At 72.6% G+C, this 22648-nt stretch carries 19 protein-coding genes and 1 pseudogene; 17 read left to right on the top strand and 3 right to left on the bottom strand.

All coding sequences use genetic code 11. The annotated features are described in order from the left end of the window. Window positions 1–13 precede the first annotated feature (13 nt). The 3 genes from smc to ftsY all read left to right on the top strand — a co-directional run bounded on the left by smc (window position 14) and on the right by ftsY (window position 5064). Window positions 14–3565, top strand: coding sequence for a chromosome segregation protein SMC (gene smc / locus IEX47_RS06355; RefSeq protein ID WP_188783159.1), 3552 nt, complete (start codon window positions 14–16; stop codon window positions 3563–3565). Window positions 3566–3701: 136 nt separating this feature from the next. Next, window positions 3702–3905 carry a hypothetical protein gene (locus IEX47_RS06350; protein WP_188783158.1) on the top strand — a complete coding sequence of 68 codons (204 nt, stop codon included), beginning with the start codon at window positions 3702–3704 and terminating at the stop codon, window positions 3903–3905. Between the two features lie 25 nt (window positions 3906–3930). Beyond that, the gene (gene ftsY / locus IEX47_RS06345; RefSeq protein ID WP_188783157.1) at window positions 3931–5064 is read left to right on the top strand and encodes a signal recognition particle-docking protein FtsY; all 1134 of its coding nucleotides are present in this window, start codon (window positions 3931–3933) and stop codon (window positions 5062–5064) included. Window positions 5065–5101: 37 nt separating this feature from the next. Here ftsY and IEX47_RS06340 read toward each other — a convergent pair whose 3' ends face one another. Next, window positions 5102–6268 (bottom strand): hypothetical protein, encoded by a 1167-nt coding sequence (locus tag IEX47_RS06340; protein ID WP_188783156.1) that lies wholly within the window; start codon window positions 6266–6268, stop codon window positions 5102–5104. After that, on the bottom strand, window positions 6265–8304 hold the full coding sequence (locus tag IEX47_RS06335; protein ID WP_188783155.1) for an acyltransferase family protein: 2040 nt from the start codon (window positions 8302–8304) through the stop codon (window positions 6265–6267). The genes IEX47_RS06340 and IEX47_RS06335 overlap by 4 nt, the downstream gene beginning before the upstream one ends. A 77-nt stretch (window positions 8305–8381) precedes the next feature. On the opposite strand from IEX47_RS06335, the gene IEX47_RS06330 reads away from it, so the two are divergent. From IEX47_RS06330 to IEX47_RS18085, 14 genes and pseudogenes are all read left to right on the top strand, one after another. Beyond that, complete coding sequence (locus IEX47_RS06330) at window positions 8382–9467, top strand: glycosyltransferase (RefSeq protein WP_188783154.1); 1086 nt, start codon at window positions 8382–8384, stop codon at window positions 9465–9467. Further along, window positions 9464–11257 carry a glycosyltransferase family 2 protein gene (locus IEX47_RS06325; RefSeq protein ID WP_188783153.1) on the top strand — a complete coding sequence of 598 codons (1794 nt, stop codon included), beginning with the start codon at window positions 9464–9466 and terminating at the stop codon, window positions 11255–11257. The genes IEX47_RS06330 and IEX47_RS06325 overlap by 4 nt, the downstream gene beginning before the upstream one ends. Before the next feature lie 105 nt (window positions 11258–11362). Continuing rightward, window positions 11363–11701 carry a P-II family nitrogen regulator gene (locus IEX47_RS06320; RefSeq protein WP_107700170.1) on the top strand — a complete coding sequence of 113 codons (339 nt, stop codon included), beginning with the start codon at window positions 11363–11365 and terminating at the stop codon, window positions 11699–11701. Window positions 11702–11847: 146 nt separating this feature from the next. Continuing rightward, window positions 11848–13164 carry an ammonium transporter gene (locus tag IEX47_RS06315; protein ID WP_188783152.1) on the top strand — a complete coding sequence of 439 codons (1317 nt, stop codon included), beginning with the start codon at window positions 11848–11850 and terminating at the stop codon, window positions 13162–13164. A 50-nt stretch (window positions 13165–13214) separates the two neighbouring features. Further along, window positions 13215–13553 (top strand): P-II family nitrogen regulator, encoded by a 339-nt coding sequence (locus IEX47_RS06310; protein WP_107700168.1) that lies wholly within the window; start codon window positions 13215–13217, stop codon window positions 13551–13553. Between the two features lie 13 nt (window positions 13554–13566). Next, complete coding sequence (locus IEX47_RS06305) at window positions 13567–15813, top strand: [protein-PII] uridylyltransferase (protein ID WP_188783151.1); 2247 nt, start codon at window positions 13567–13569, stop codon at window positions 15811–15813. Window positions 15814–15872: 59 nt separating this feature from the next. Beyond that, on the top strand, window positions 15873–17435 hold the full coding sequence (ffh, locus tag IEX47_RS06300) for a signal recognition particle protein (protein WP_188783150.1): 1563 nt from the start codon (window positions 15873–15875) through the stop codon (window positions 17433–17435). A gap of 13 nt (window positions 17436–17448) precedes the next feature. Further along, a complete protein-coding gene (locus IEX47_RS06295) occupies window positions 17449–17814 on the top strand; it encodes a PIN domain-containing protein (RefSeq protein WP_188783149.1) in 366 nt (121 codons plus the stop codon). A 21-nt stretch (window positions 17815–17835) separates the two neighbouring features. Beyond that, window positions 17836–18906 carry an amidohydrolase family protein gene (locus tag IEX47_RS06290; RefSeq protein WP_188783148.1) on the top strand — a complete coding sequence of 357 codons (1071 nt, stop codon included), beginning with the start codon at window positions 17836–17838 and terminating at the stop codon, window positions 18904–18906. A gap of 174 nt (window positions 18907–19080) precedes the next feature. Beyond that, complete coding sequence (gene rpsP, locus IEX47_RS06285; protein ID WP_188783147.1) at window positions 19081–19554, top strand: 30S ribosomal protein S16; 474 nt, start codon at window positions 19081–19083, stop codon at window positions 19552–19554. 2 nt (window positions 19555–19556) lie between these two features. Next, a complete protein-coding gene (locus tag IEX47_RS06280; protein WP_107701651.1) occupies window positions 19557–19799 on the top strand; it encodes an RNA-binding protein in 243 nt (80 codons plus the stop codon). A gap of 95 nt (window positions 19800–19894) precedes the next feature. Continuing rightward, window positions 19895–20476, top strand: a complete 582-nt coding sequence (gene rimM, locus IEX47_RS06275) for a ribosome maturation factor RimM (protein ID WP_229662673.1) — start codon at window positions 19895–19897, stop codon at window positions 20474–20476. After that, window positions 20473–21144, top strand: a pseudogene (trmD, locus tag IEX47_RS18090) (tRNA (guanosine(37)-N1)-methyltransferase TrmD); the annotation flags it as partial. The gene rimM and the pseudogene trmD, both read left to right, overlap by 4 nt. A gap of 15 nt (window positions 21145–21159) precedes the next feature. Beyond that, the gene (locus IEX47_RS18085) at window positions 21160–21633 is read left to right on the top strand and encodes a GNAT family N-acetyltransferase (RefSeq protein WP_268238958.1); all 474 of its coding nucleotides are present in this window, start codon (window positions 21160–21162) and stop codon (window positions 21631–21633) included. A 126-nt stretch (window positions 21634–21759) separates the two neighbouring features. Here IEX47_RS18085 and IEX47_RS06265 read toward each other — a convergent pair whose 3' ends face one another. Then, complete coding sequence (locus IEX47_RS06265) at window positions 21760–22509, bottom strand: hypothetical protein (protein WP_188783145.1); 750 nt, start codon at window positions 22507–22509, stop codon at window positions 21760–21762. Window positions 22510–22648: the final 139 nt, after the last annotated feature.

The raw sequence follows: 22648 nt of genomic DNA, 5'->3' as shown, positions 1-22648 counted from the left end.
CACAGGAGCGTCCGTGTACCTCAAGACCCTGACCCTGAAGGGCTTCAAGTCCTTCGCGTCATCGACGACCCTGCAGCTCGAGCCGGGCATCACCTGCATCGTCGGGCCCAACGGCTCGGGCAAGTCCAACGTCGTCGACGCGCTCGCCTGGGTCATGGGCGAGGCCTCCGCCAAGAGCCTGCGCGGCGGCAAGATGGACGACGTCATCTTCGCCGGCACCTCCGGCCGCCCGCCGCTTGGCCGCGCCGAGGTGGCGCTGACCATCGACAACTCCGACGGCGCCCTGCCGATCGAGTACGCCGAGGTCACGATCACCCGCACGATGTTCCGCAACGGCGGCTCCGAGTACGCCATCAACGGCCAGACCTGCCGCCTCCTCGACGTCCAGGAGCTGCTGAGCGACTCCGGCATCGGCCGCGAGATGCACGTCATCGTCGGCCAGGGCCAGCTCGACCAGATCCTCCACGCGACCCCCGAGGACCGCCGCGGCTTCATCGAGGAGGCCGCCGGCGTCCTCAAGCACCGCAAGCGCAAGGAGAAGGCGCTCCGCAAGCTCGACGCGACCGAGGGCAACCTGACCCGCCTCAACGACCTCCTCGTCGAGATCCGGCGTCAGCTCAAGCCGCTCGGTCGCCAGGCCGAGGTGGCCCGCAAGGCGGCCACGGTGCAGGCCGACGTACGCGATGCGCGTGCGCGCCTGCTGGCCGACGACCTGGTCACGGCCCGCACGGCGCTCGAGCAGGAGATGGCCGACGAGTCGGTGCTGGTCCAGCGCCGGGCCGAGATCGAGGCGGCCATCGCCGAGGCCCGCGAGGCCGAGGCCGCGCTCGAGGCCGCTCTCCGCGAGGACCTGCCGGCCCTGAGCAAGGCCCAGGAGACGCTCTTCGCGCTCTCCGGCCTCCGCGAGCGGATGCGCGGCACGGCGTCGCTCGCCGCCGAGCGCGTGCGCAACGCCGCCGGCCAGGCCGACGTCGTCTCCAGCGGCGGACGCGACCCCGAGCATCTCGAGGCCGACGCCGAGCGCGCCAAGGCGCAGGAGCAGGCGATCGCTGCCGAGGTCGACACCCTGCGGGTCGGGCTCGACGACGCCATCGCCGCCCGCAAGAAGGCCGAGGACGCAGCCTCCGAGGAGGAGCGCCGCATCTCCGCCCTCCAGCGTGCCGCCGCCGACCGGCGTGAGGGGCTGGCCCGCCTGGTCGGCCAGGTCAACGCGCTCAAGTCCCGCGCCGCCGCAGCGGCCGACGAGGTGGGTCGCCTGACGCTGGCCCGCGAGGACGCGCTGGCCCGTGCCGACCGCGCGCAGCGTGACTTCACCGCCCTGGAGACGAAGGTCGCCGGCCTCGATGCGGGCGAGGAGGGGCTCGACGCCGAGCACGAGGAGGCCGTCGAGGCGCTCGATGCCCTGGAGCAGCAGCTCCTCGACCTCCGCGAGCAGGCGGCCGCTGCCGACCGCGACCGCTCGTCCCTCACCGCGCGCCGCGAGGCGCTCGAGCTCGGCCTCGCCCGCAAGGACGGCGCGGGCGCCCTGCTCGCCGCCACTGACCAGGTCTCCGGACTGCTCGGCTCCGTCGCGGCGCTACTCACCGTCAAGACCGGCTTCGAGACCGCGATCGCCGCGGCCCTCGGCTCGGTCGCCGACGCGCTCGCCGTCGCCGACGCCGACGCCGCCGTCCGCACGCTCGACAAGCTCCGCGACGAGGACCTCGGCCGCGCCGGCCTCCTCGTCGGTGGCGCTCCCGCGGCATCGGGGGAGCGGCCCGCGCTCGGTGCCGCCCAGGCCTGGGCCGTCGACGTCGTCGAGTGCCCGAAGGAGCTCAAGGCCTCCCTCGCGCGCCTCCTCGACAAGGTGGCCGTCGTCGCCGACCTCGAGACGGCCAAGCAGGTCGTCAAGGCCGACCCGTCCGTCACCGCGGTGACCCGAGACGGCGACGTGCTCGGCGCCCACTTCGCCAGCGGCGGTGGCACGGCCGGCCAGAGCCTGATCGAGATCCAGGCCGCGGTCGACGAGGCCACGACCCAGCTCTCCGAGGCCACCACCCGCTCCGAGCGCCTGGTCTTCGAGACCTCGCGCCTCGAGGCGGCCCGCCTCGAGGCGCAGAAGCGTGTCGACGTCGCCCTCGCCCAGCTCCACGAGTCCGACGCGACCCTCGCCGCGGTGGCAGAGGAGCTCGGCCAGTACGGCTCGCAGGTCCGCGCCGCGAAGGGCGAGGCCGACCGCCTCGCCGAGGCGATCGCCAAGGCCGAAGAGGCCCGCGACCGCGACGTCGCCGGCCTGGCCGACCTCGAGGCCCGTCTCGCCGGTGCAGAGGAGGCGCCCGACGAGGAGCCCGACACCTCCGAGCGCGAGCGCCTGCTCGAGGCGGCCCGCACGGCCCGCCAGGCCGAGACCGACGCCCGGCTCGCGCTGCGCACCTCCGAGGAGCGCTCGCGGGCGCTCCACGGTCGCTCCGACGCCCTGCTGCGCCAGGCTCGCCAGGAGCGCGAGCAGCGTGCCCGCGCCGCCGAACGCCGTGAGCGGCTGCTGCGCGAGGGCCGGGCCGCCGAGGCGGTGCAGGTCGGCGTACGCGAGGTGCTGACGCGGCTCGAGGAGTCGATCGAGCGGGCCTCCGAGGCACGTGCCGAGGTCGAGCGGAGCCGCACCACCCGCGAGCACGAGCTGCTCGCCGTCCGCGGCCGCCTGCGCGACCTGGGCCGTGACCACGACGAGCTGGTCAACTCCGTCCACCGCGACGAGATGGCCCGGGCCCAGCAGCGCATGCGCATCGAGCAGCTCGAGGAGCGCGCGATCGACGAGCTCGGCGTCGCCGTCGAGGCACTCGTGGAGGAGTACGGCCCCCACACGCTGATCCCCTTCACCGGCGAGCTCGAGGAGGGCCAGGAGCCCCCGGAGCCCACGGCGTACGTCCGCGAGGAGCAGCAGAAGCGGCTCAAGACCGCGGAGCGCCAGCTGGCGATGCTCGGCAAGGTGAACCCCCTCGCGCTCGAGGAGTTCACCGCGATGGAGGAGCGCCACAAGTTCCTCACCGAGCAGCTCGAGGACCTCAAGAAGACCCGCAAGGACCTCCTCGACATCGTCAAGGAGGTCGACAACCGCGTCGAGCAGGTCTTCGCCGAGGCCTGGGAGGACGTCCGGGTCGCCTTCGACCACGTCTTCTCGCGACTCTTCCCCGGTGGTGAGGGCCGGCTGATCCTGACCGACCCCGACAACATGCTCACCACGGGCATCGAGGTCGAGGCGCGCCCGCCGGGCAAGAAGGTCAAGCGGCTGTCGCTGCTGTCCGGTGGCGAGCGCTCGCTGGTCGCGGTCGCCTTCCTGGTCGCGCTCTTCAAGGCGCGGCCCTCGCCCTTCTACATCCTCGACGAGGTCGAGGCCGCGCTCGACGACACCAACCTCGGCCGCCTGCTGGAGATCTACGAGGAGCTCCGCGAGAACAGCCAGCTCCTCGTCATCACCCACCAGAAGCGGACCATGGAGGTCGGCGACGCGCTGTACGGCGTGACGATGCGCGGCGACGGCGTCTCGGCCGTCATCAGCCAGCGCCTCCGGGACACCGAGCCCGCCTGACCGCTGGCCGGGTCCTGCCGGTCAGGCGTGATCCGTGCCACCTGCGAGCGGAGGAGCCCCGTCGCGGATCGGAGAGTGTCCGTGTCCGCATGGCACGATGGGGCGGTCCCGGACCACTGAGAACTCGGAGATTCCCATGTCGGCCCTGCTGATCGTCCTCGCCCTGCTGCTCTGCGCGGTGCCTGCCGCCCTCGTGCTCGTCTACGTCGCCTACCCCCAGCGCGGTGAGGAGCTGCCCGGCCGCTTCCAGTGGCTGGGCAAGGCCCTGGTCTCGGGCCGTGAGCGGCTCCCCGTGCTGACCGAGGAGGACGGCGACCGCGTGGTCGCGTCCCGTCGCTGACCCCGGCTCTGGTTGGATGTCCGCCATGGATCTCACCGGCCTGCTCGCGATCGTCATCGGCATCGCAGTCATCGGACTGCTGCTCATCGTCGGCCTCGTGGGCACGGCGATCGGCCGCCGTCGTACGCCGCGTGGCGGCACCGACGTCGTCGCCCCGCCGGCTCCCGCGGGCACGGCGGAGGGGGCGGTCGCCGCTCCCGAGGCGCCTGCGGCTCCGGCCGCGCCCCAGCTCGACCGGCCCGAAGGCACCGCCAGCCGCCTGGTCCGCCTGCGGCAGCGCCTCGCCGGCTCGCAGTCCGGCCTCGGCCGCGGCCTGCTCGCGCTGCTCTCGCGTGACCGCCTCGACGAGGACACGTGGGAGGACATCGAGGACACCCTCCTCACCGCCGACCTCGGCGTCGCGCCCACGCAGCAGCTCGTCGAGCGCCTGCGCACCCGTCTTCGCATCGAGGGCAACGAGGCCGGTGACCCCCGCACGGTGCTGCGCGAGGAGCTGGTCGCCCTCGTCGACCCGACGATGGACCGCCGCCTCCAGATCAGCGGCGCCGACGGCAAGCCCGGCGTCGTCCTCGTCGTCGGCGTCAACGGCGCCGGCAAGACCACGACCGTCGGCAAGATCTCGCGCATCCTCGTCGCCCAGGAGAAGTCGGTCGTGCTCGGCGCCGCCGACACCTTCCGCGCCGCCGCCGTCGACCAGCTCGCCACGTGGGGCGAGCGCGTCGGCGTCCCCGTCATCCGCGGTGCGGAGAACGGCGACCCGGCCTCCGTCGCCTTCGAGGCGGCCAAGGCCGCCGTCGACGGTGGCTACGACGTCGTGCTCGTCGACACCGCCGGCCGCCTGCAGAACAAGGCCGGCCTCATGGACGAGCTCGGCAAGGTCAAGCGCGTCATCGAGAAGCAGGCGCCGGTCACCGAGGTGCTGCTCGTCCTCGACGCGACCACCGGCCAGAACGGCATGATCCAGGCCCGCGTCTTCTCCGAGGTCGTCGACGTCACCGGCATCGTGCTGACCAAGCTCGACGGCTCGGCCAAGGGCGGCATCGTCGTGGCCGTGCAGCGCGAGCTCGGCGTCCCGGTCAAGCTCGTCGGCCTGGGCGAGGGACCCGACGACCTCGCGCCGTTCGAGCCCGAGGCGTTCGTCGACGCACTGCTCGGCTGACGCCCGACACCACTCGTCGCCTCACCCCCGGCCGCACTCAGCGGCCGGGGGTGAGTCGTCTCCGGACCACGCGGGCGAGGGCGCCGGCCAGGGCCCGGCCAGCGGCCGCCTCCAGCGGACGCGGCAGGTCAGGCGTCTCCGCGGCCTCCTCCAGTGACGCGGCGGCTGCGGCGTACAGGCCGAGGAGCGCCTCGACGGCGACGTCGGAGGGGATCGCGGCCGGCAGCGTGCGGACATCCGTGCCACCCGTGACCGGCGTACGCCGCAGCTCGGCGGGGTCGCCGACGACGCGGACGCCGGTGGCGGCGACCGCTGCCGCGAGCCGGTCGCCGCGCTCGGTGGCCGGCTCCGCGGCCCACGCGGGCAGCCGGATGGGCCGCTCGTCGGGACCGGGGCGGCGGTTGGTCACCAGGCTGTGGACCGCGCCGCGGAAGACCAGCTGCCGGTGCAGCGAAGGAGTGGCGCCCCACTCGCGCAGGATCGTGCTGTTGACCCGGTGGAGGAAAGCCGCCTCCTCGACCGAGAGGCCGCGGTTCGCGCCGCCGGGCACGGTCGCGTCGCGGAGGAGTCGCTCCGGCAGGCCGAGCAGCTCCTCGGCGGTAGCGAGCAGGCGGTCGGGGTGGGCCGGCTCGAGGACCACCACCGTCAGGTTCTCCGGACCCAGGGCGGTCGCCCAGCGGGTGACCAGGTCGAGTCCGTCGCGGCGGTGGAACGGACGGCTGAGCGCGGCGGTGTCGGCGTTGCGGAAGGCCTCGCGCAGGGCACCGTCGAGGCTGGCGCCGTTGCCGCCCTTGAGGTTCTGCTGCCAGGCCGACACCAGGAAGTCACCCGGGTTGCGCAGCACGAGCAGGCCGTGCGCGGGCCCCTCCAGCGCGGCCGCGGCGTGGCGCGCCTGGTCGAGGTCGGTCCAGCAGATCGCCTCGTAGCTGAGCAGGACGCGGTGGTCGGGGTGCGCGCGCATCTCGGCGAGCACCGGCGCCCAGCCGTCGGGCCGGGCGCGGGTGCGGCCCAGGTGGGAGAGGGGTACGCCGGCCAGCCAGGACCCCGCGTGCGCGTGGTCGGTCATGTCGCCGGGGTAGAGCACGCCGTGCGCGAGCAGCTCGGGACGCGTCGCGGCGCACGCCTGCTGGAGGGTGGTCGAGCCCGACTTCGGCAGGCCGATGTGCAGGAGGCGGCCCCGCTCGGGGAGGCGCAGGGCACTCACTTGCCCTCCTTCCGGAGAGCCGCGCGGATCTCCTGGATCAGGTACGGCGCGAGGGTGCGCACGAACGTCGCGGTCAGGTGGTGGCCGTCGCGGTAGGCCAGGACATGGCCGATCACCAGGGGGCATCGGTCGCCGTCGCAGAAGACACGGGTCAGGTCGACGAGCCGGGCGCCGCGCCCGGCGAGCCTCACGGCGGCGGGCAGCGGGTCGTCGGTCGCCCATGCCTGCGCCGGCGTGAACCGGCAGGCGTCGAGCGCGGCGAGGTCGTCGCCCGCGTCGAGGCAGCCCTCGACCTCCGGAGGCAGGCCGGGGTTGTCGGCGATCGCCACCACGGTCGTTCCCCGCCTGATCGCGGGCCGCCAGGCGGCGGCCATCGCAGCCGCGTCGGGGTCGGGCTGGCCAGCGGCCCGGTTCTCGTCGCGCCGGCTGGTGACCAGGATGAGGTCGTACGGCGTGCCACGGGTGAGTGGCTTCATCCACGGCAGGCCGGTGCTGCAGCGGTCGGCGGGGAGGTCGCTGACGATCCAGCGGCAGTTGCGGCCGACGTACGTGTCGAGGGACCAGTTCAGCCGGTTGAGCGCGGGGCGCAGCCCGGGCAGGAGCGTCGTCGCGTGGGAGTTGCCGACGAGGGCCACGCGCAGCGCGTCGGGACGGTCCGAGCCGTAGTGGCACGAGGGGACCGGCACCGCGCGGGTGTCCGCGTCGCTGTAGCAGGCGTAGGCGCCGCCGGTGTCGGTGAGCCGAGCGGCCGGGGCCGGGACGAGCACGCCGTCGAGACCGGGGTCGGGGCAGTGTCGGTGGTCGCCGAGCACGGCCCGCGCGCCGAGGCAGGGGGAGTCGCGCAGCAGGCGCTGTGCCTGCTGGACGCTCGCGGCGGCTGCCTGGTCCTGGGCGCGGATGCCGACGAGCGAGCCGGCCACGACGACCGAGATCGCGGCCGCCGCCGCGAGGTAGGTCCACCGGCTGCTGCGGACGAGGGGCTGGTGGAACCGGACCGGGTTCTCGACGGCGTGGAAGGTCGCCCACGCCAGCAGGACCGACACCGCGACGGCCGGCACCCCGACGAACCACCCGGCCACCGCGCCGCCGACCACGACCAGCGGCCAGTGCCACAGGTAGATGCCGTAGGAGAGCGTGCCCAGCCCGCTCACCGGGCGCGAGCCGGTCACCGAGCGGTAGCGGCTGCCCGGGGCTGCATCGCCCGCGGCGATCACCAGCGCGGCGCCGACGACGGGCAGCAGCGCCGTCCACCCCGGGAACGGCGTCGCCGGCGTGTAGAGCAGCACGGTCGCCGCGATCGCCGCCCAGCCGAGCGTGCGCGCGGCCGTCTGCCCGGCCTCGCCCAGCCGGCGCTCCGGTGCGGAGGCCCAGGTCGCGAGCAGGCCACCGGCGGCGAACTCCCACGCCCGCGTCCACGTCGCGAAGTACGCCGGCCCCGGGTCGCGCGTCGTCAGCACGACCGACGCCGCGAGGCTGCCGACCAGCACCACCGCGAGCATCGCGGCCGCCCACCACCCCGCCTCCCGCCGTACGCCGCGGCGCGCGACGGAGCGGGCGGCCAGGCCGGCGAGCAGCAGGAGCAGCGGCCACACCAGGTAGAACTGCTCCTCGACCGCGAGCGACCAGTAGTGCTGGACCGCCGACGGGCTGTTCTCGGCGGCGAGGTAGTCGACGGAGTCGTGGGCGAGCAGCCAGTTCTCGACGTACAGCGCGCTGGCGACGACCTCGCGCAGCTGCACGGCGCGCACACCGGTGGGCAGCAGCAGCCAGACGGCGGCTGCGGTGGCGGCGAGCACCGTGAGCGCCGCGGGCATCAGCCGGCGCAGGCGCCGGCCCCAGAAGGCGACCAGCCGGACCCGGCCGTGCTGGCGGAGCTCACCCAGGAGGTGGCCGGTGATGAGGAAACCCGAGATCACGAAGAAGACGTCGACGCCGGCGTAGCCGCCGCGCACGGCACCGGGCCAGACGTGGAAGAGGACCACCGCCGTCACGGCGGCGGCGCGCAGTGCCTGGATGTCGGTGCGGTGCCCTGTCACCGGGGTTCTCCTGGAGTTCACGGTTGCGAACCGTAGGTGCCCCAGGTGTCCACTTGACGTCCGTACGGTGACGCCCCGTGAGCCTGAGGAGAACCAGCAAGGTCGTCGTCTTCCCCCGATGGGAGCAGAACCCCTACCTGACCATGCTCACCCTCGCCGCGCAGGCGGACGGGTGGCACATCACCGGACCCACGATGCTCGAGGGACTCGAGCGCACCACGGAGCGGGGCCTGGTGGAGGGCGACGTCGTCCACGTGCACTGGACCGCGCCGGTCACCCGTCCCGCCCTGTCGCGTGCCGAGGCCCACGACCGCGTCGATCGCTTCGACGAGGCGCTGCGCCGCGCGCACGAGGCGGGCGCCCACGTGCTCTGGACGGTCCACAACGAGATCGCCCACGACGCCGACTGGCCTGATGCCGAGCTCCGCCTCGCGGGGGTGCTCGCCCGCCGCGCCGACCGGATCCTCCAGCTCCACGAGCACACCCGCGAGCACCTCGCCGCGGCGTACGACCTGCCGGCGGAGCGGTTGGTGACGCTGGCGCACAGCAGCTACGCGGGGATCTACCCGGAGGTGCCGACGCGCGAGGCGGCCCGTGCCGCCGTGGGAGTACCGCAGGGGGTGCCGACCGTGGGCCTGATCGGCCAGCTCCGTCCCTACAAGGGCGTCGACCTGCTCCTCGAGGCGGCCGGCATCGCCGCCCGCGAGCTGCCCGACCTCACCGTCGTGCTCGCCGGGCGCACCTCGGAGGAGCACCGCGCCGAGATCGACGCGCTCGTCCCCGCAAACACCCGGGTGATCCGCCACCACGACTTCCTCCCCGACGAGGAGATCGGCACGTGGGTGCAGGCCTGCAACGTGCTCGCGCTGCCGTACCGCCGCATCCTCAACTCCGGCAGCGCGCTGATGGCGGCCACGCTCGGGCGGCCGGTCATCCTCCCCGACGACACCCCACTCGTCCGCCTGTACGCCGACGAGCCCTGGTGCGCGTCGTACGCCGCGGGGCCGGGTGCCGCAGCCCGACTCGCGGAGCAGATCGTCCGGCTGGCCCCCGGTGACGCGGACCGTGAGCGCTCGGCGCGTGCGTTCGCGCAGCGCTACACGCCGTACGACATGTCCCGGGACTACCTGCGCGTGCTCGACGGACTGGAGGTGGCGCGATGAGCGGCCCGACCGCGACCCCCGACGCCACTCCCGAGGTCTCGGTGGTGCTCCCCGTGCACGACGTCGGCCCCTGGCTGCGCGAGTGCCTCTCGTCGCTGCTCGACGACCAGGACGTCGCGCTCGAGGTGATCGCGGTCGACGACGCCTCCACCGACGACAGCCTGCACATCCTCCGGCAGCGCGCCGCGCACGATCCGCGGCTGCGCGTCGAGCGCAACCCCGGCCGCGGCGGTGCCGAGGCCCGCAACCACGGTGCCCGGCTGGCGCGGGCGCCGTACCTCGCGTTCGTCGACGGCGACGACCTCGTGCCGCGCGGCGCCTACCGGGCGATGCTCGACTCCGCACGCCGCAACGACGCGGACATGGTCGTGGGGTCGTACCTCAAGTTCTTCCCCAACCGCACCTGGCGCCCGACCCGCACGTGGGCGGCGTGGCAGTCGGACCGTGACGACGTGACCCTGGCCGAGGAGCCGTCGCTGCTGCGCAACCGGGCCTGCTGGAACCGCCTCTTCCGCACCGACTTCTGGGCCGCGTCCGGGATCACCTTCCCGACCGTGCCGCGCTCCAACGACGTGGTGCCGATGACCCGCGCCCTTCTCGAGGCGAAGCGGATCAACGTCGTCACCGACACGGTCTACCTCTACCGCGCCCGCCCGGGTGCCACCTCGATGACCGCGCGGGCGCACGGCACGGCGAGCTTCCTCAGCTACCTGCGGCAGGAGCTGGAGTCCTTCCGGCTGACCTGCGCGACCGGCGACCGGGAGCTCCGGGCGCTGCACGAGTCCCTCTTCCTCGTGGCCGACGGCTGGGTGCACCTCCGCACGTTCCTCGCCGCCGACGGCTTCCACGCCTGTACGCCGGACGAGCTCGCCGAGCTCCAGCAGGCCTTCGGTGCGCTCCACGACGCGATGGCGCCCGAGACCGTGCTCGGCCTCGGGCGGGAGCAGGCGTGGGGGCTCGCGCTCGCCTCGGCAGGGGAGTGGGAGCTCGCTCGTCAGCTGGTGCTCGCCCGCGCCGGGCGCTGCGACGCCGGGGCCGCCCTGGCCGCGGTGGGGCGCCGGGTCGCGGAGGGCGTCGACCTCGAGGAGGCCCGTTTCGTCACGCGGGCGCTCGTGCTCGGCCCGATCGGCCGCCGCAGCGAGCCCGCGCCCGAGGCGGCCGCGCCTTTGCTCGCGCACCGCACTCTCCTCGCCACGCTGTACGACGAGCCCGACCTCCGCCAACTGCTCCCGCCCGAGCAGCAGCTGGTCCGGGTGGTGCTCGACGCGGACGAGGAGCGGCTCGCGCGGATCCTCGTGGACACGCCCCTGCGCTTCGCCTTCCGCCGGGTCACTCTCGAGGAGTCCGGGCCGGTCGCCCGCGTCGTGCACCTCGGGCCGGCCGGCAGCGAGGTCGCCTTCGTGCTCGTCGGCGACGACGGGCGGCGGGTGCCGCTCGAGCCCGTCGACGTCCGGTGGGGCGACGGCCCGATGATGCTGGCGCTGCCGGTGCGCAGCCTGCGTCGCCGCGGCTGGAACCTCCGCGTCGAGACGGTCATCGACGGCACGCCGATCGACGCCCCCGTCCCGCTCTCGCCCCTCGCGCCCGAGGGGCGCGTCGTCGACGGCCGCCGGCTCCGCTACACCCGGGCCCCGGGACAGGTCGACGCGACGCGCATCGTCGTGGGCCCCGGCCCGGTGCAGCGCGCGGCCGTGCGCGCCGGCCGCAAGGCACGGCGTACGGCGCGGCGGGTGGTGGACCGTGCGGCGCGAGCGGGCCGCGACGTGGGCCGCGACGTGGGGTCGGGCTGAGGTCGTTACACACGCGTAACAGACCGGCCCTGTCCGCGAAACGGTCCGCGGTCACAGTGGCAGCGTCGGCGGAGCAGTCCGCGCCACCATCAGCAGGGAGCAGTCATGAAGCTCGTGACCGCGGTCATCAAGCCGCACAAGTGGGAAGACGTCCGCGAGGCGCTCGAGACCTTCGGCGTGACCGGCATGACCGTCAGTGAGGTCTCCGGCTACGGGCGGCAGAAGGGCCACACCGAGGTCTACCGCGGTGCGGAGTACGACATCGCCCTGGTCCCCAAGATCCGCATCGAGATCGTCGTGGACGACGACGACGCGGACGACATCGTCGGCCTGGTCGTGAAGACCGCGCAGACCGGGCGCATCGGCGACGGCAAGGTGTGGGTCAGCCCCATCGGCACCGTCGTGCGCGTCCGCACCGGGGACCGCGACGAGGCGGCCCTCTGACCCGGCGCAACTGAGCGGACGGGGCCCCGCGCGCAGCGAAGAGCCCCGCGACACCCGTGAGGACGCCCGTGAGGATGTAACACGGGCGTCACGCGCGCCGTGAGGTCCGTAACCTCGGCGTAACGCGCGCTTGTGATGGTTCGCGCATGATCCAGCTGTCCGCTGCCGCGACCCCTGACACCGGCGACACCGCCTGGCTCCTCACCTCGGCCGCCCTCGTGCTGCTGATGGTGCCCGGCCTCGCCCTCTTCTACGGCGGCATGGTCCGCGTGAAGAGCGTCCTCAACATGATGATGATGGTCTTCGGCGCGCTCGCCGTCGTCATGGTCGTCTGGCTGCTGCTGGGCTACTCCCTGGCGTTCGGCGACGACCTCGGCGGCGGCCTGCTCGGCAGCCCGGCGCAGTACGTCGGCCTGAGCAGCCTGGTCAAGGAGCAGGCGGGCGCCACCGACCAGATGGTCTTCGCGGCGTTCCAGGGCCTCTTCGGCGCGATCACCGTCGGCCTCATCGCCGGCGCGATCGCCGACCGGGTCCGGTTCGGCACCTGGCTCGTCTTCTCCGCCCTGTGGACGCTGCTCGTCTACGCACCCGTCGCGCACTGGATCTTCTACGCCGGCGACGCGAGCCATGCCGGCGGCTGGATGCTGGACCACCTCGGCGCGCTCGACTTCGCGGGCGGCACGGCCGTCGAGATCAACTCCGGCGCCGCGGGCCTCGCCGCCGCGATCGTGCTCGGCCAGCGGCTCGGCTTCGGCAAGGACCCGATGAAGCCGCACAACCTGACGCTCACGATGATCGGCGCCGGCCTGCTCTGGTTCGGCTGGTTCGGCTTCAACGCCGGCTCGGCACTCGCTGCCAACCACACCGCGGCCGTCGTCTTCGTCAACACGCTGATGGCCGGTTGCTCGGGACTCCTGGCCTGGTCGCTCGTCGAGAAGGCGCGCGACGGCCACGCCACGTCGTTCGGTGCGGCCTCGGGTGTGGTCGCCGGCCTCGTCGCGATCACGCCCTCGTGCGGCGCGGTCTCGCCGATCGGCGCGACGCTCATCGGCGTCGTCGCCGGAGCGGTCTGCGCGGTGGCCGTCGGCTGGAAGCACCGCTTCGGCTACGACGACTCCCTCGACGTCGTCGGCGTCCACCTCGTCGGCGGTCTCGTCGGCACGCTCCTGATCGGCCTGCTCGCCAACGCCGACGTCGTCGGCGTCGACGGCCTGCTGTACGGCGGCGGCCTCGACCAGCTCGGGCGGCAGGCGGTGGCGGCGTCCGCGACGTTCTGCTTCTCGCTCGCGATGACCGCGCTGCTGGTCTGGGCGCTCGACCGCACGCTCGGCTTCCGGGTCGCCGCGGACGACGAGGCCCTCGGTGTCGACCTGGTCATCCACGCCGAGGCGGCGTACGACCTCCACCCGACCGGCGGGGCTCGTCCCCATCTCGGCCACGGAAGTGGCACGCTTCACCTCTGAGACCCACGTCTCAGCACCCTCAGCAGCGCGCACGTGAGAGAAGGACTTCCATGAAGCTGGTCACCGCCGTCATCAAGCCCCACAAGTGGGAGGACGTCCGCGCGGCGCTGGAGACGATCGGCATCACCGGCATGACCGTCTCCGAGGTCAGCGGCTACGGCCGCCAGAAGGGCCACACCGAGGTCTACCGCGGTGCTGAGTACGACATCACACTCGTCCCCAAGATCCGCATCGAGATCCTCGTCGACGAGGACGACGTCGAGCCGGTCATCGACACGGTGGTCAAGGCCGCGCAGACCGGCAAGATCGGCGACGGCAAGGTCTGGGTCAGCCCGATCGAGTCCGTCGTCCGCGTGCGGACGGGCGACCGCGACGAGGCCGCCATCTGACATCCTTCGCGGCATGACTGCGGAGGAGCGCCAGCGTCGTACGGCTGCTGCCGACGAGCTCTGCGCCACGGCGTACGCCGACCTGGGCGGCCCCGAGACCGGGGTCGCCCTGGTCGCCGTCGGTGGCTACGGCCGTGGCGAGCTCGCGCCGCACTCCGACCTCGACGTCGTGCTGGTGCACGACGCGGGGCTCGAGCTCGGCGAGCTGGCGGAGAAGCTCTGGTACCCGCTCTGGGACTCCGGGGCGAAGCTCGACCACTCCGTCCGATCGCTCGACGAGTGCATCGCGGCGGGGGAGGCCGACCTGCGCGTCGCCCTCGGCATGCTCGACGCCCGCCACCTCGCGGGTGACCCCAACCTCACGCTGCGCCTGCGCACCCACATGCTCGGCTCGTGGCGCCGCGAGGCCCGGCAGAAGCTGCCCGGCTTCCACGAGCTCGTGCGCAGCCGCCACGCGATCACCGGCGAGCTGGCGCACGTCTCGGTCCCGGACCTCAAGGAGGCCGAGGGCGGTCTCCGCGACGCGACCGCGCTGAAGGCCCTGGTGGCGACGTGGCTCGTCGACGTCCCGCACGTCGACGTCGAGCGCTGCCGGCAGGCGCTGCTCGACACCCGCGACGTCGCCCACGACATCGCCGGCCGGGCCTCCGACCGGATCACGCCGGAGATGTGGGGCCAGATGGCCGGTCCGCTCGGTCTCGAGGACGCGCGCGCCGTGCAGGTGCACGTGCGTGACCTTGGCCGCCGGCTCACGCACATCTCGCGGCTGACCTGGCACCGCGTCGACCAGGTGATCGCCCGCCCCGCCTCGTTGCGTGGCGCCCGCAAGCCCGACCTCGTCGGCATCGCTCCCGGCCTCGCGGTGTCGTCGGGCGAGGTCGTCCTCGCGCAGGGCGCGAAGCCGGAGTCCGACCCGTTCCTGCTGCTCCGGGCCGCCGCGGAGGCCGCCGAGCGTGCCCTGCCGCTCTCGCCCGCGACCGCGGCGCGCCTGCTGCGGGCATGTCCCGAGCTGCCGACCCCGTGGCCCGCGCAGGCCCGCCACCTGCTGGTCCGGTTGCTCTCCGCCGGCCGCCCGATGCTGCCGGTGTGGGAGACGCTGGAGGAGACCCGGGCTCTCCAGCGGATCCTGCCCGAGTGGGACCTGATCCGCTCGCTGCCCCATGCGAGCGTCATCCACCGGTTCACCGTCGACCGTCACGTCGTCGAGACCTGCATCGAGGCGTCCGAGCTGATCCGCCGCGTCGCGCGCCCCGACGTACTCATGGTGGCGGCGCTGCTCCACGACATCGGCAAGTGCGAGCTCGGCGACCACTCCGTCGAGGGCGAGCCGATCGCCCGCGCGGTCGCCGAGCGCATCGGCTTCACGCCCGACGAGGTCGACCTGGTCGGGATGCTCGTGCGCTGGCACCTGCTGCTCAGCGAGACCGCCACGACTCGCGACCCCGACGACCCGGCCACGGTGCAGCTCCTCCTCGAGCACGTCCCGAACCCCGAGGCGCTCTCGCTGCTGGTCGCCCTCACCGAGGCCGACGCCCGCGCTGCCTCGCCCCAGGCGTGGACCAAGTGGCGCGCCAGCCTGGTCCGCCACCTCGCCCAGCGCACGTACGCCGCGATGCTCACCGGCGCCTCCGACACCGAGGCACTCACCGTCGACGAGCCGGTCGTCGAGGTGCCCGCCGAGCTGCTCGAGGACCCGAGCCGCGTGCACGTCGAGGTCGAGCACCACGCCGAGGGCGCCAGCGTCACCGTGATGTCCGGCGACCGCGTCGGCCTGCTGGCCGACGCGGCCGCGATGTTCGCGGTGCAGAAGACGTCGGTCAACGCCGCGAAGGTCTGGACCCAGGACCCGATCGGCATCTCGGTGTGGGAGACCGACGAGCAGCACCTCGATCCGGCCGTGCTCCGCACGCGGCTGGAGTCGATCGCCGACGGCCGGCTCGACGCCCGCTCGCGGCTGGTGCGGCCCCGCCCCGGCCGCCTCGAGCCCACGGTCCGCGTGCGCCCGGAGGCCTCGGAGTCCGCGACCGTGCTCGAGATCCGCATGGACGACCGGCCCGGAGTCGTCTACCTGGTCTGCGCGACGCTCGCCTCCCTCGGCTTCTCGGTCCGGTCGGCGCACGTGTCCACGCTCGGTCCGCAGGCGGTCGACGTCTTCTACGTGATCGAGGCCGACGGCTCGCTGCCGGCCGAGGAGCGGGCCGAGGCGGCGGCGTACGCCGTGCGAGAGGCGCTCGTGCGCACCGTTACCCTTGAGCCCTGATCAGACTGTCCGGTATTTCCGGGCAACCGCATCTCCGTAGACACCGAGGGACCTGACTCTTGTTCGCCACGCTCTCCGACCGGCTCGCCGACACCTTCAAGAACCTCCGGGGCAAGGGTCGGCTCTCCGAGGCCGACATCGACGCCACTGCGCGCGAGATCCGCATCGCGCTGCTCGAGGCCGACGTCGCCCTGCCGGTCGTCAAGGAGTTCACCGCTGCGATCAAGGAGCGGGCGCGCGGCGAGGAGGTCAGCCAGGCGCTGAACCCCGCGCAGCAGATCGTCAAGATCGTCAACGAGGAGCTCGTCGAGATCCTCGGCGGCGAGACCCGTCGCCTCCGCTACGCCAAGACCGGCCCGACGGTGATCATGCTCGCCGGCCTCCAGGGCGCCGGCAAGACGACCCTCGCGGCCAAGCTCGCGCTCTGGCTCAAGGAGCAGGGCAAGTCCCCGCTGCTCGTCGCCTGTGACCTCCAGCGCCCCAACGCGGTCAACCAGCTCCAGGTCAACGGCGAGCGGGTCGGCGTCCCGGTCTTCGCGCCCGAGCCGGGCAACGGCGTCGGCAACCCGGTCGCCGTCGCCCAGGCCTCCATCGAGGAGGCCAAGCGCACCCTCCACGACGTCGTCATCGTCGACACCGCGGGCCGCCTCGGCGTCGATGCCGAGATGATGCAGCAGGCCAAGGACATCCGGGCCGCCGTCAACCCCGACGAGGTCCTCTTCGTCGTCGACGCGATGATCGGCCAGGACGCCGTCAACACCGCGCTCGCCTTCCAGGAGGGCGTCGGCTTCGACGGCGTCGTCCTCACCAAGCTCGACGGTGACGCCCGCGGTGGCGCCGCCCTGTCGATCCGCTCGATCACCGGCAAGCCGGTCATGTTCGCCTCCGCGGGCGAGAAGATGACCGACTTCGACCTCTTCCACCCCGACCGCATGGCCGGCCGGATCCTCGACATGGGCGACATGCTCACCCTGATCGAGCAGGCCGAGAAGGTCTTCGACCAGGAGCAGGCCGCCAAGGCCGCCGAGAAGCTCGCCGGCAAGGGCGACTTCACCCTCGACGACTTCCTGCAGCAGATGCAGCAGATCCGCAAGCTCGGCTCGATGTCCAAGATCATGGGCATGCTCCCGGGCATGGGCCAGTTCAAGGACGCCCTGGCCAACTTCGACGAGCGCGAGATCGACCGGATCCAGGCGATCATCCAGTCGATGACGCCCGCCGAGCGCGACAACCCGAAGCTGATCGACGGCTCGCGCCGCCTGCGCATCTCCAAGGGCTCCGGCACCCAGGTCTCCGACGTCAACCAGCTCGTCGACCGCTTCAACGAGGCCAAGAAGATGATGCTGCAGCTGGCCAAGGGCGGTGGCCTCCCGGGCATGGGTCCGATGCCCGGCATGGGTCCCGGCCCCGGCGCCGCGAAGAAGAAGCCGCAGGCCAAGAAGGGCAAGGGCGGCAAGCGCATCTCCGGCAACCCCGCGAAGGCCGCGCAGCAGAAGGCCGCCGAGGCCGCGAAGCAGCCCGCCGGGGGCAACCCGTTCCAGGTCGGCGGCGAGGGCTTCAACTACGAGGACGCTGCCGCCAACCTGAACCTGCCCAAGGGCTTCGACAACCTCTTCAAGTGACGCGGGCCTGCCCGTGAGAGTGCTCGTCGTCGACGGCGCGAACGTCGTCGGTGCGCGCCCTGACGGCTGGTGGAAGGACCGCGCGGGTGCCGCCCGCCGCCTCCACGAGCAGCTCCTCGTCGCCGACATCGCGTACGACGCGGTGGTGCTCGTCCTCGAGGGCCAGGCCAAGGGCGGCGTGAAGGCGGGACGCGACCGCGACGTACGCGTGGTGCACGCGCCGCGAGACGGCGATGCCGCGATCCTCGACGAGGTGCGTGCGCTCGTCGGCAAGGGCCACGAGGTGGTCGTCGCGACGTCCGACCGTGAGCTGGCGCTCCGCTCCGAGGCCCTGCGCGCACGGGCCGTCGGCGCCGCGTGGTTGCTGGACCAGCTCTGAGTCTTGCGGTTGTGTAGCGGCATGAGTGCGCTGCGATTCCACGGCCCGGTGCTTCCGACGGGAGAGGTCCAGGACCTCTACGTGGTCGACGGGCGCGTGACGTACCACGCGCCTCCGAACGTCGAGACGGCCGGCCGCGGCTGGATCGTGCCGGGGTTGGTGGACGCCCACTGCCACCTCGGGCTGGGGGAGGCCGGAGCGATCTCCGAGGAGGAGACCGTCGCCACCGCGCTCGAGGACCGCGATGCCGGGGCGCTGCTGATCCGCGACTGCGGGTCGCCCATCGACACCCGCTTCGTCCAGGAGCGCGAGGACCTGCCGCGCCTGGTGCGCGCCGGCCGCCACGTCGCCCGGACCCGCCGCTACCTGCCGAACTACGGCGTCGAGGTCGAGCCGCGCGACCTCGCCCTCGAGATCGCTCGCCAGGCCGAGCGGGGCGACGGCTGGGTCAAGATCGTCGGCGACTGGATCTCGCGCGCCGAGGGCGACCTGCTGCCGACGTTCCCGGCCGCCGACCTCGCCGAGGCGATCGCGACCGCGCACCGCCACGGCGCGAAGGTGACCGCCCACTGCTTCGGCCCCGACGTGCTTCCCGGACTGATCAAGGCCGGCATCGACTGCATCGAGCACGGCACCGGCCTCACCCTCGACCTCGTCGAGGAGATGGCCCGCCGTGGCACGGCCCTCGTCCCCACGGTCATGCAGACCGACAAGTTCCTGGAGTTCTCCGACGCCGGCCGCGCGAAGTTCCCCGTCTACGCCGATCGCATGAAGGAGCTCCACGCGCGCCGGCGCGAGGTGCTGATGAGCGCCTTCGAGGCCGGCGTACCCCTCTTCGCCGGCACCGACGGCGGCGGCGAGAAGCGCCACGGCAACCTCGCCAACGAGGTCCTCGCCATGCACGAGCTCGGCATCCCCGCCGAGGATGCGCTCGCGTCGGCGTCGTGGAAGGGCCGCGCGTGGCTCGGCTTCGGCGCCCTGGAGGAGGGGAGCGAGGCCGACTTCGTCGTGTACGACGCGGACCCGCGCGCCGACCTGACCGTGCTCCACTCGCCCTCCGCCGTGGTGCTCCGCGGCAAGGTCGTGGCGTAGACCGTCCTGATTTCTTCGCTCGGTCACCCGTCTGGCAGAATGACCGGCTGAGTCCTGCTCGGATCGCGACCCTCTATCCCGGTCCGGTACAGGCCCCTCGAGTCGCTCGCCCCGGTCCCCACCTGAAGGCGTGCGCCTCACTCACATTCAAGCTTTGAAGGAGACACCACAACCGTGGCCGTCAAGATTCGCCTCAAGCGCCTGGGCAAGATCCGGGTGCCGCAGTACCGCATCGTCGTCGTCGACGCCAAGAAGAAGCGCGACGGCGCCGTCATCGAGGAGATCGGCGTGTACCGCCCCAAGGAGGAGCCGTCGTTCATCGCGGTCACCTCCGAGCGCGCGCAGTACTGGCTGGGCGTCGGCGCGCAGCCGACCGAGGCCGTCGAGGCCATCCTCAAGGTCACCGGCGACTGGCAGAAGTTCAAGGGCCTCCCGGGCGCCGAGGGCACGCTGAAGTTCGCCGCCCCGAAGGCCGACAAGCTCGAGCTCTTCAACAAGGCGCTGGCCGAGGCCCACGCCGAGCCCGTCTCCGAGGCCATCAAGAAGGCCGAGAAGAAGTCTGCCAAGGCTGCTCCGGCCGAGGAGGCCCCCGCTGCCGAGGCTCCCGCTGAGGAGGCCGCTGAGGCCGCCGAGGGCACCGAGGCGTGAGCATGCTCGCCGACGCGCTCGAGCACCTCGTGCGCGGCATCGTCGACCACCCGGACGACGTGACCGTGCGCGACAAGCAGCTCCGGCGCGGCTCCGTGCTCGAGGTCCGGGTCCACCCCGACGACCTCGGCAAGGTGATCGGCCGCAGCGGTCGCACGGCGTCCGCGTTCCGCACCGTCATCTCGGCCCTCGCCGGCCGCGGTGAGGCGCGCGTCGACTTCGTCGACGTCGACCGCCGCAACTGAGCAGCACACAGCACCACGTACGACGGGCGTCACCCCAGCAGGGGTGGCGCCCGTCGCGCATTTCCCGGTCCCGTGAGCCACTAGGCTTGCGCCTCGTGAGCAGCAGCATCGAGGTCCTGGTCGGTCGCATCGGCAAGCCCCACGGCATCCGTGGCGAGGTGACGGTCGACGTCCGCACCGACGAGCCCGAGCGGCGCTTCGAGCCGGGCACGGTGCTCGACGCCACCGCCCCCAAGGGGTCCGCCTACCCGGCCAAGCGCCTGACGGTCGAGAAGATCCGCTGGCACCAGGGCGTGCTGCTCGCGAAGTTCGCCGAGCTCGCCGACCGCAACGCGGCCGAGACCGCGCGCGGCGTCCTCCTCCACGCGCAGGTCGACCCGACCGAGACGCCCGAGGACCCCGACGAGTTCTACGACCACCAGCTGATCGGCCTCACGGCGTACGACCTGGAGGGGCGCGAGCTCGGCACCGTGACCAAGCTCCTCCACGGCGCGCAGGACATCCTCCAGATCCGCACCCCCGACCGGCGCGACGCCCTCGTCCCGTTCGTCACGCAGCTGGTGCCCGAGGTCGACATCGCGGCCGGCAGGGTCGTCATCGCCGACCGGCCCGGCCTGGTCACGCCGTTCCCCGACGACGAGCCGGACCCGGAGCAGACGCAGAAGCAGCAGCGATGAGGATCGACGTCCTCTCGATCTTCCCCGACTACCTCGCCCCGCTCGAGCTGAGCCTGCCCGGCAAGGCGCGCGCCAAGGGGCTCCTCGAGCTCCACGTCCACGACCTGCGGCAGTGGACGCACGACCGCCACAACACCACCGACGACACGCCGTACGGCGGCGGGGCGGGCATGGTGATGAAGCCGGAGCCGTTCGGTGAGGCCTTCGACGAGCTCGGTGTCGACGAGCGCACGACCGTCATCTTCACGACGCCCAGCGGCGAGCGATTCACGCAGGCGCTCGCGCACGAGCTCAGCACCCGCGAGCGGCTGGTCTTCGCCTGTGGCCGCTACGAGGGCATCGACCAGCGCGTCATCGACCACGCCCGTGAGCGGGCCGAGGTGCGGGAGGTCAGCCTTGGCGACTACGTGCTCAACGGGGGAGAGGTGGCCGCGCTCGCGATCACCGAGGCGGTCGTCCGGCTGATCCCGGGCTTCATGGGCAACCCGGACTCGCTCGTCGAGGAGTCGCATGAGGACGGCCTGCTGGAGTACCCCGTCTACACCAAGCCCCAGGAGTGGCGCGGCCACGACGTGCCCGAGGTCCTCCTCTCCGGCGACCACGGCAAGATCGCCGCGTGGCGCCACGACCAGCGCGTACGCCGTACGACGGAGCGTCGCCCCGACCTGCTGGCCGCGACGGTCGTGGGTGAGTGGGAGATCGAGCGCGCGACCGCGGACGACGCCGGCGAGCTGCTCACCCTCCAGCGCGCGTGCTGGGTGGACGAGGCGATCCACAACGACTTCCTGGCCCACCCCGCGCTGCACGAGGACGTCGAGGACGTGCGGGCCTGGCTGGCCGAGTGGGACACCTGGGTCGTCCGCCGCGCCGGGCGGCTCGTCGGTGCGGTCCGCGCGCGCCTCGACGGTGACGCGTGGGACATCGGCCGGCTCATGGTCGCGCCTGACCTGCAGGGCAACGGCCTCGGCCGGGTGCTGCTCCAGCACGCGGAGGCGGTGGCCCCGAAGGCGGCCACGTCGTACGTCCTGTTCACGGGGGCGGCGAGCTTCCGCAACCAGCGCCTCTACCAGCGCGCCGGCTTCCGCCTGCGACCGGACGTCACCGCGCCTGAGTACGCCGTCGTCATGACGAAGCCGGTCCGCCGCAAGCGCCGCTGACCCCGGCCGCTGCGTCGTGCTGATCATTGGCACGGGATCGCGACACCGCGCCCCTGTGCTTACAGATCGTGCTCGGGGCGCGCCGAGAATTCTCAGACGCGCCCCAAGCGGCAGAGTCTGCCCGGATCAGAGACCGCTCGTACCGACGGTGTAGTACTTGTGTGCCCAGACGTTGGTGTAGTCGACGCACGTGGCGTTGCCACGGATGAAACCACGCTCGTTGCACCTGTCGACGGGGACGGCCACCCGCAGGTTGAACACCGGGCGCTGACCCCGGAGCACCTTGACCACCCGGTGAATCGTCAGGTGGTTGATCTTCGGCATGATGTGGGCGGTCAAGTAGGCATACCCATTCGACGTCGTGCGAGTGAAGCTGGGGTCTTGCCCGCACATGCGGACGCTACCGAGACTCGAACCGGCCGAGATCACGCCCAGCGAAGCGCTCAGACCCACGCTCATGCTTACGCAGCTCGAGCTCGACGCGTAAACGTTCTTGTTGTCGCCCACGTCGACGACCGTTGCGTTGCTCGTGCTCAGGCGGAACTTCACTGTGCCCACGTGTGTGTCGCCACTGTGGTTCGTCACAAGTACGTCCGCGTCCAGGTAGTAGTAGTCGTACTTGGCCATGCCATCGGCGACCTTGTAGGCGTCGAGCTTGGTGCTCAGCGTCGCGCTGGACACAACGTTGGTGGTGTAGGTCCCCCTGATCTGAGCCCAATCCGTGTACGTGGTGGTGTAGCGGCCCGAAACCGGCTTCTGCCCCACGAGACGTACGTTCTGCGAAAAGGCGACGTTGGCGTCGGCCGGAGACGAGGCCACCAAGGGTGCGACGAGAACCAGAGCAGCCGTGATGGCGCTGGTGAGACGCAACTTCATGTAGATCCCCCGAGAAGAGTGTTGTTGTTGTTGGCGTGGCGGACTATATCCAGCGCTTCGGGCGGAAGGAGCGGCTTTTCGCAGCCCGATCGAGGAGTTTGTCGGCCACTCAGATGAGGTGGCGTGAGAGTTGGCAACT

This window comes from Nocardioides phosphati, assembly GCF_014646375.1.
Lineage (GTDB): Bacteria > Actinomycetota > Actinomycetes > Propionibacteriales > Nocardioidaceae > Nocardioides > Nocardioides phosphati.
This window is presented reverse-complemented; position numbering and strand designations above follow the sequence as displayed.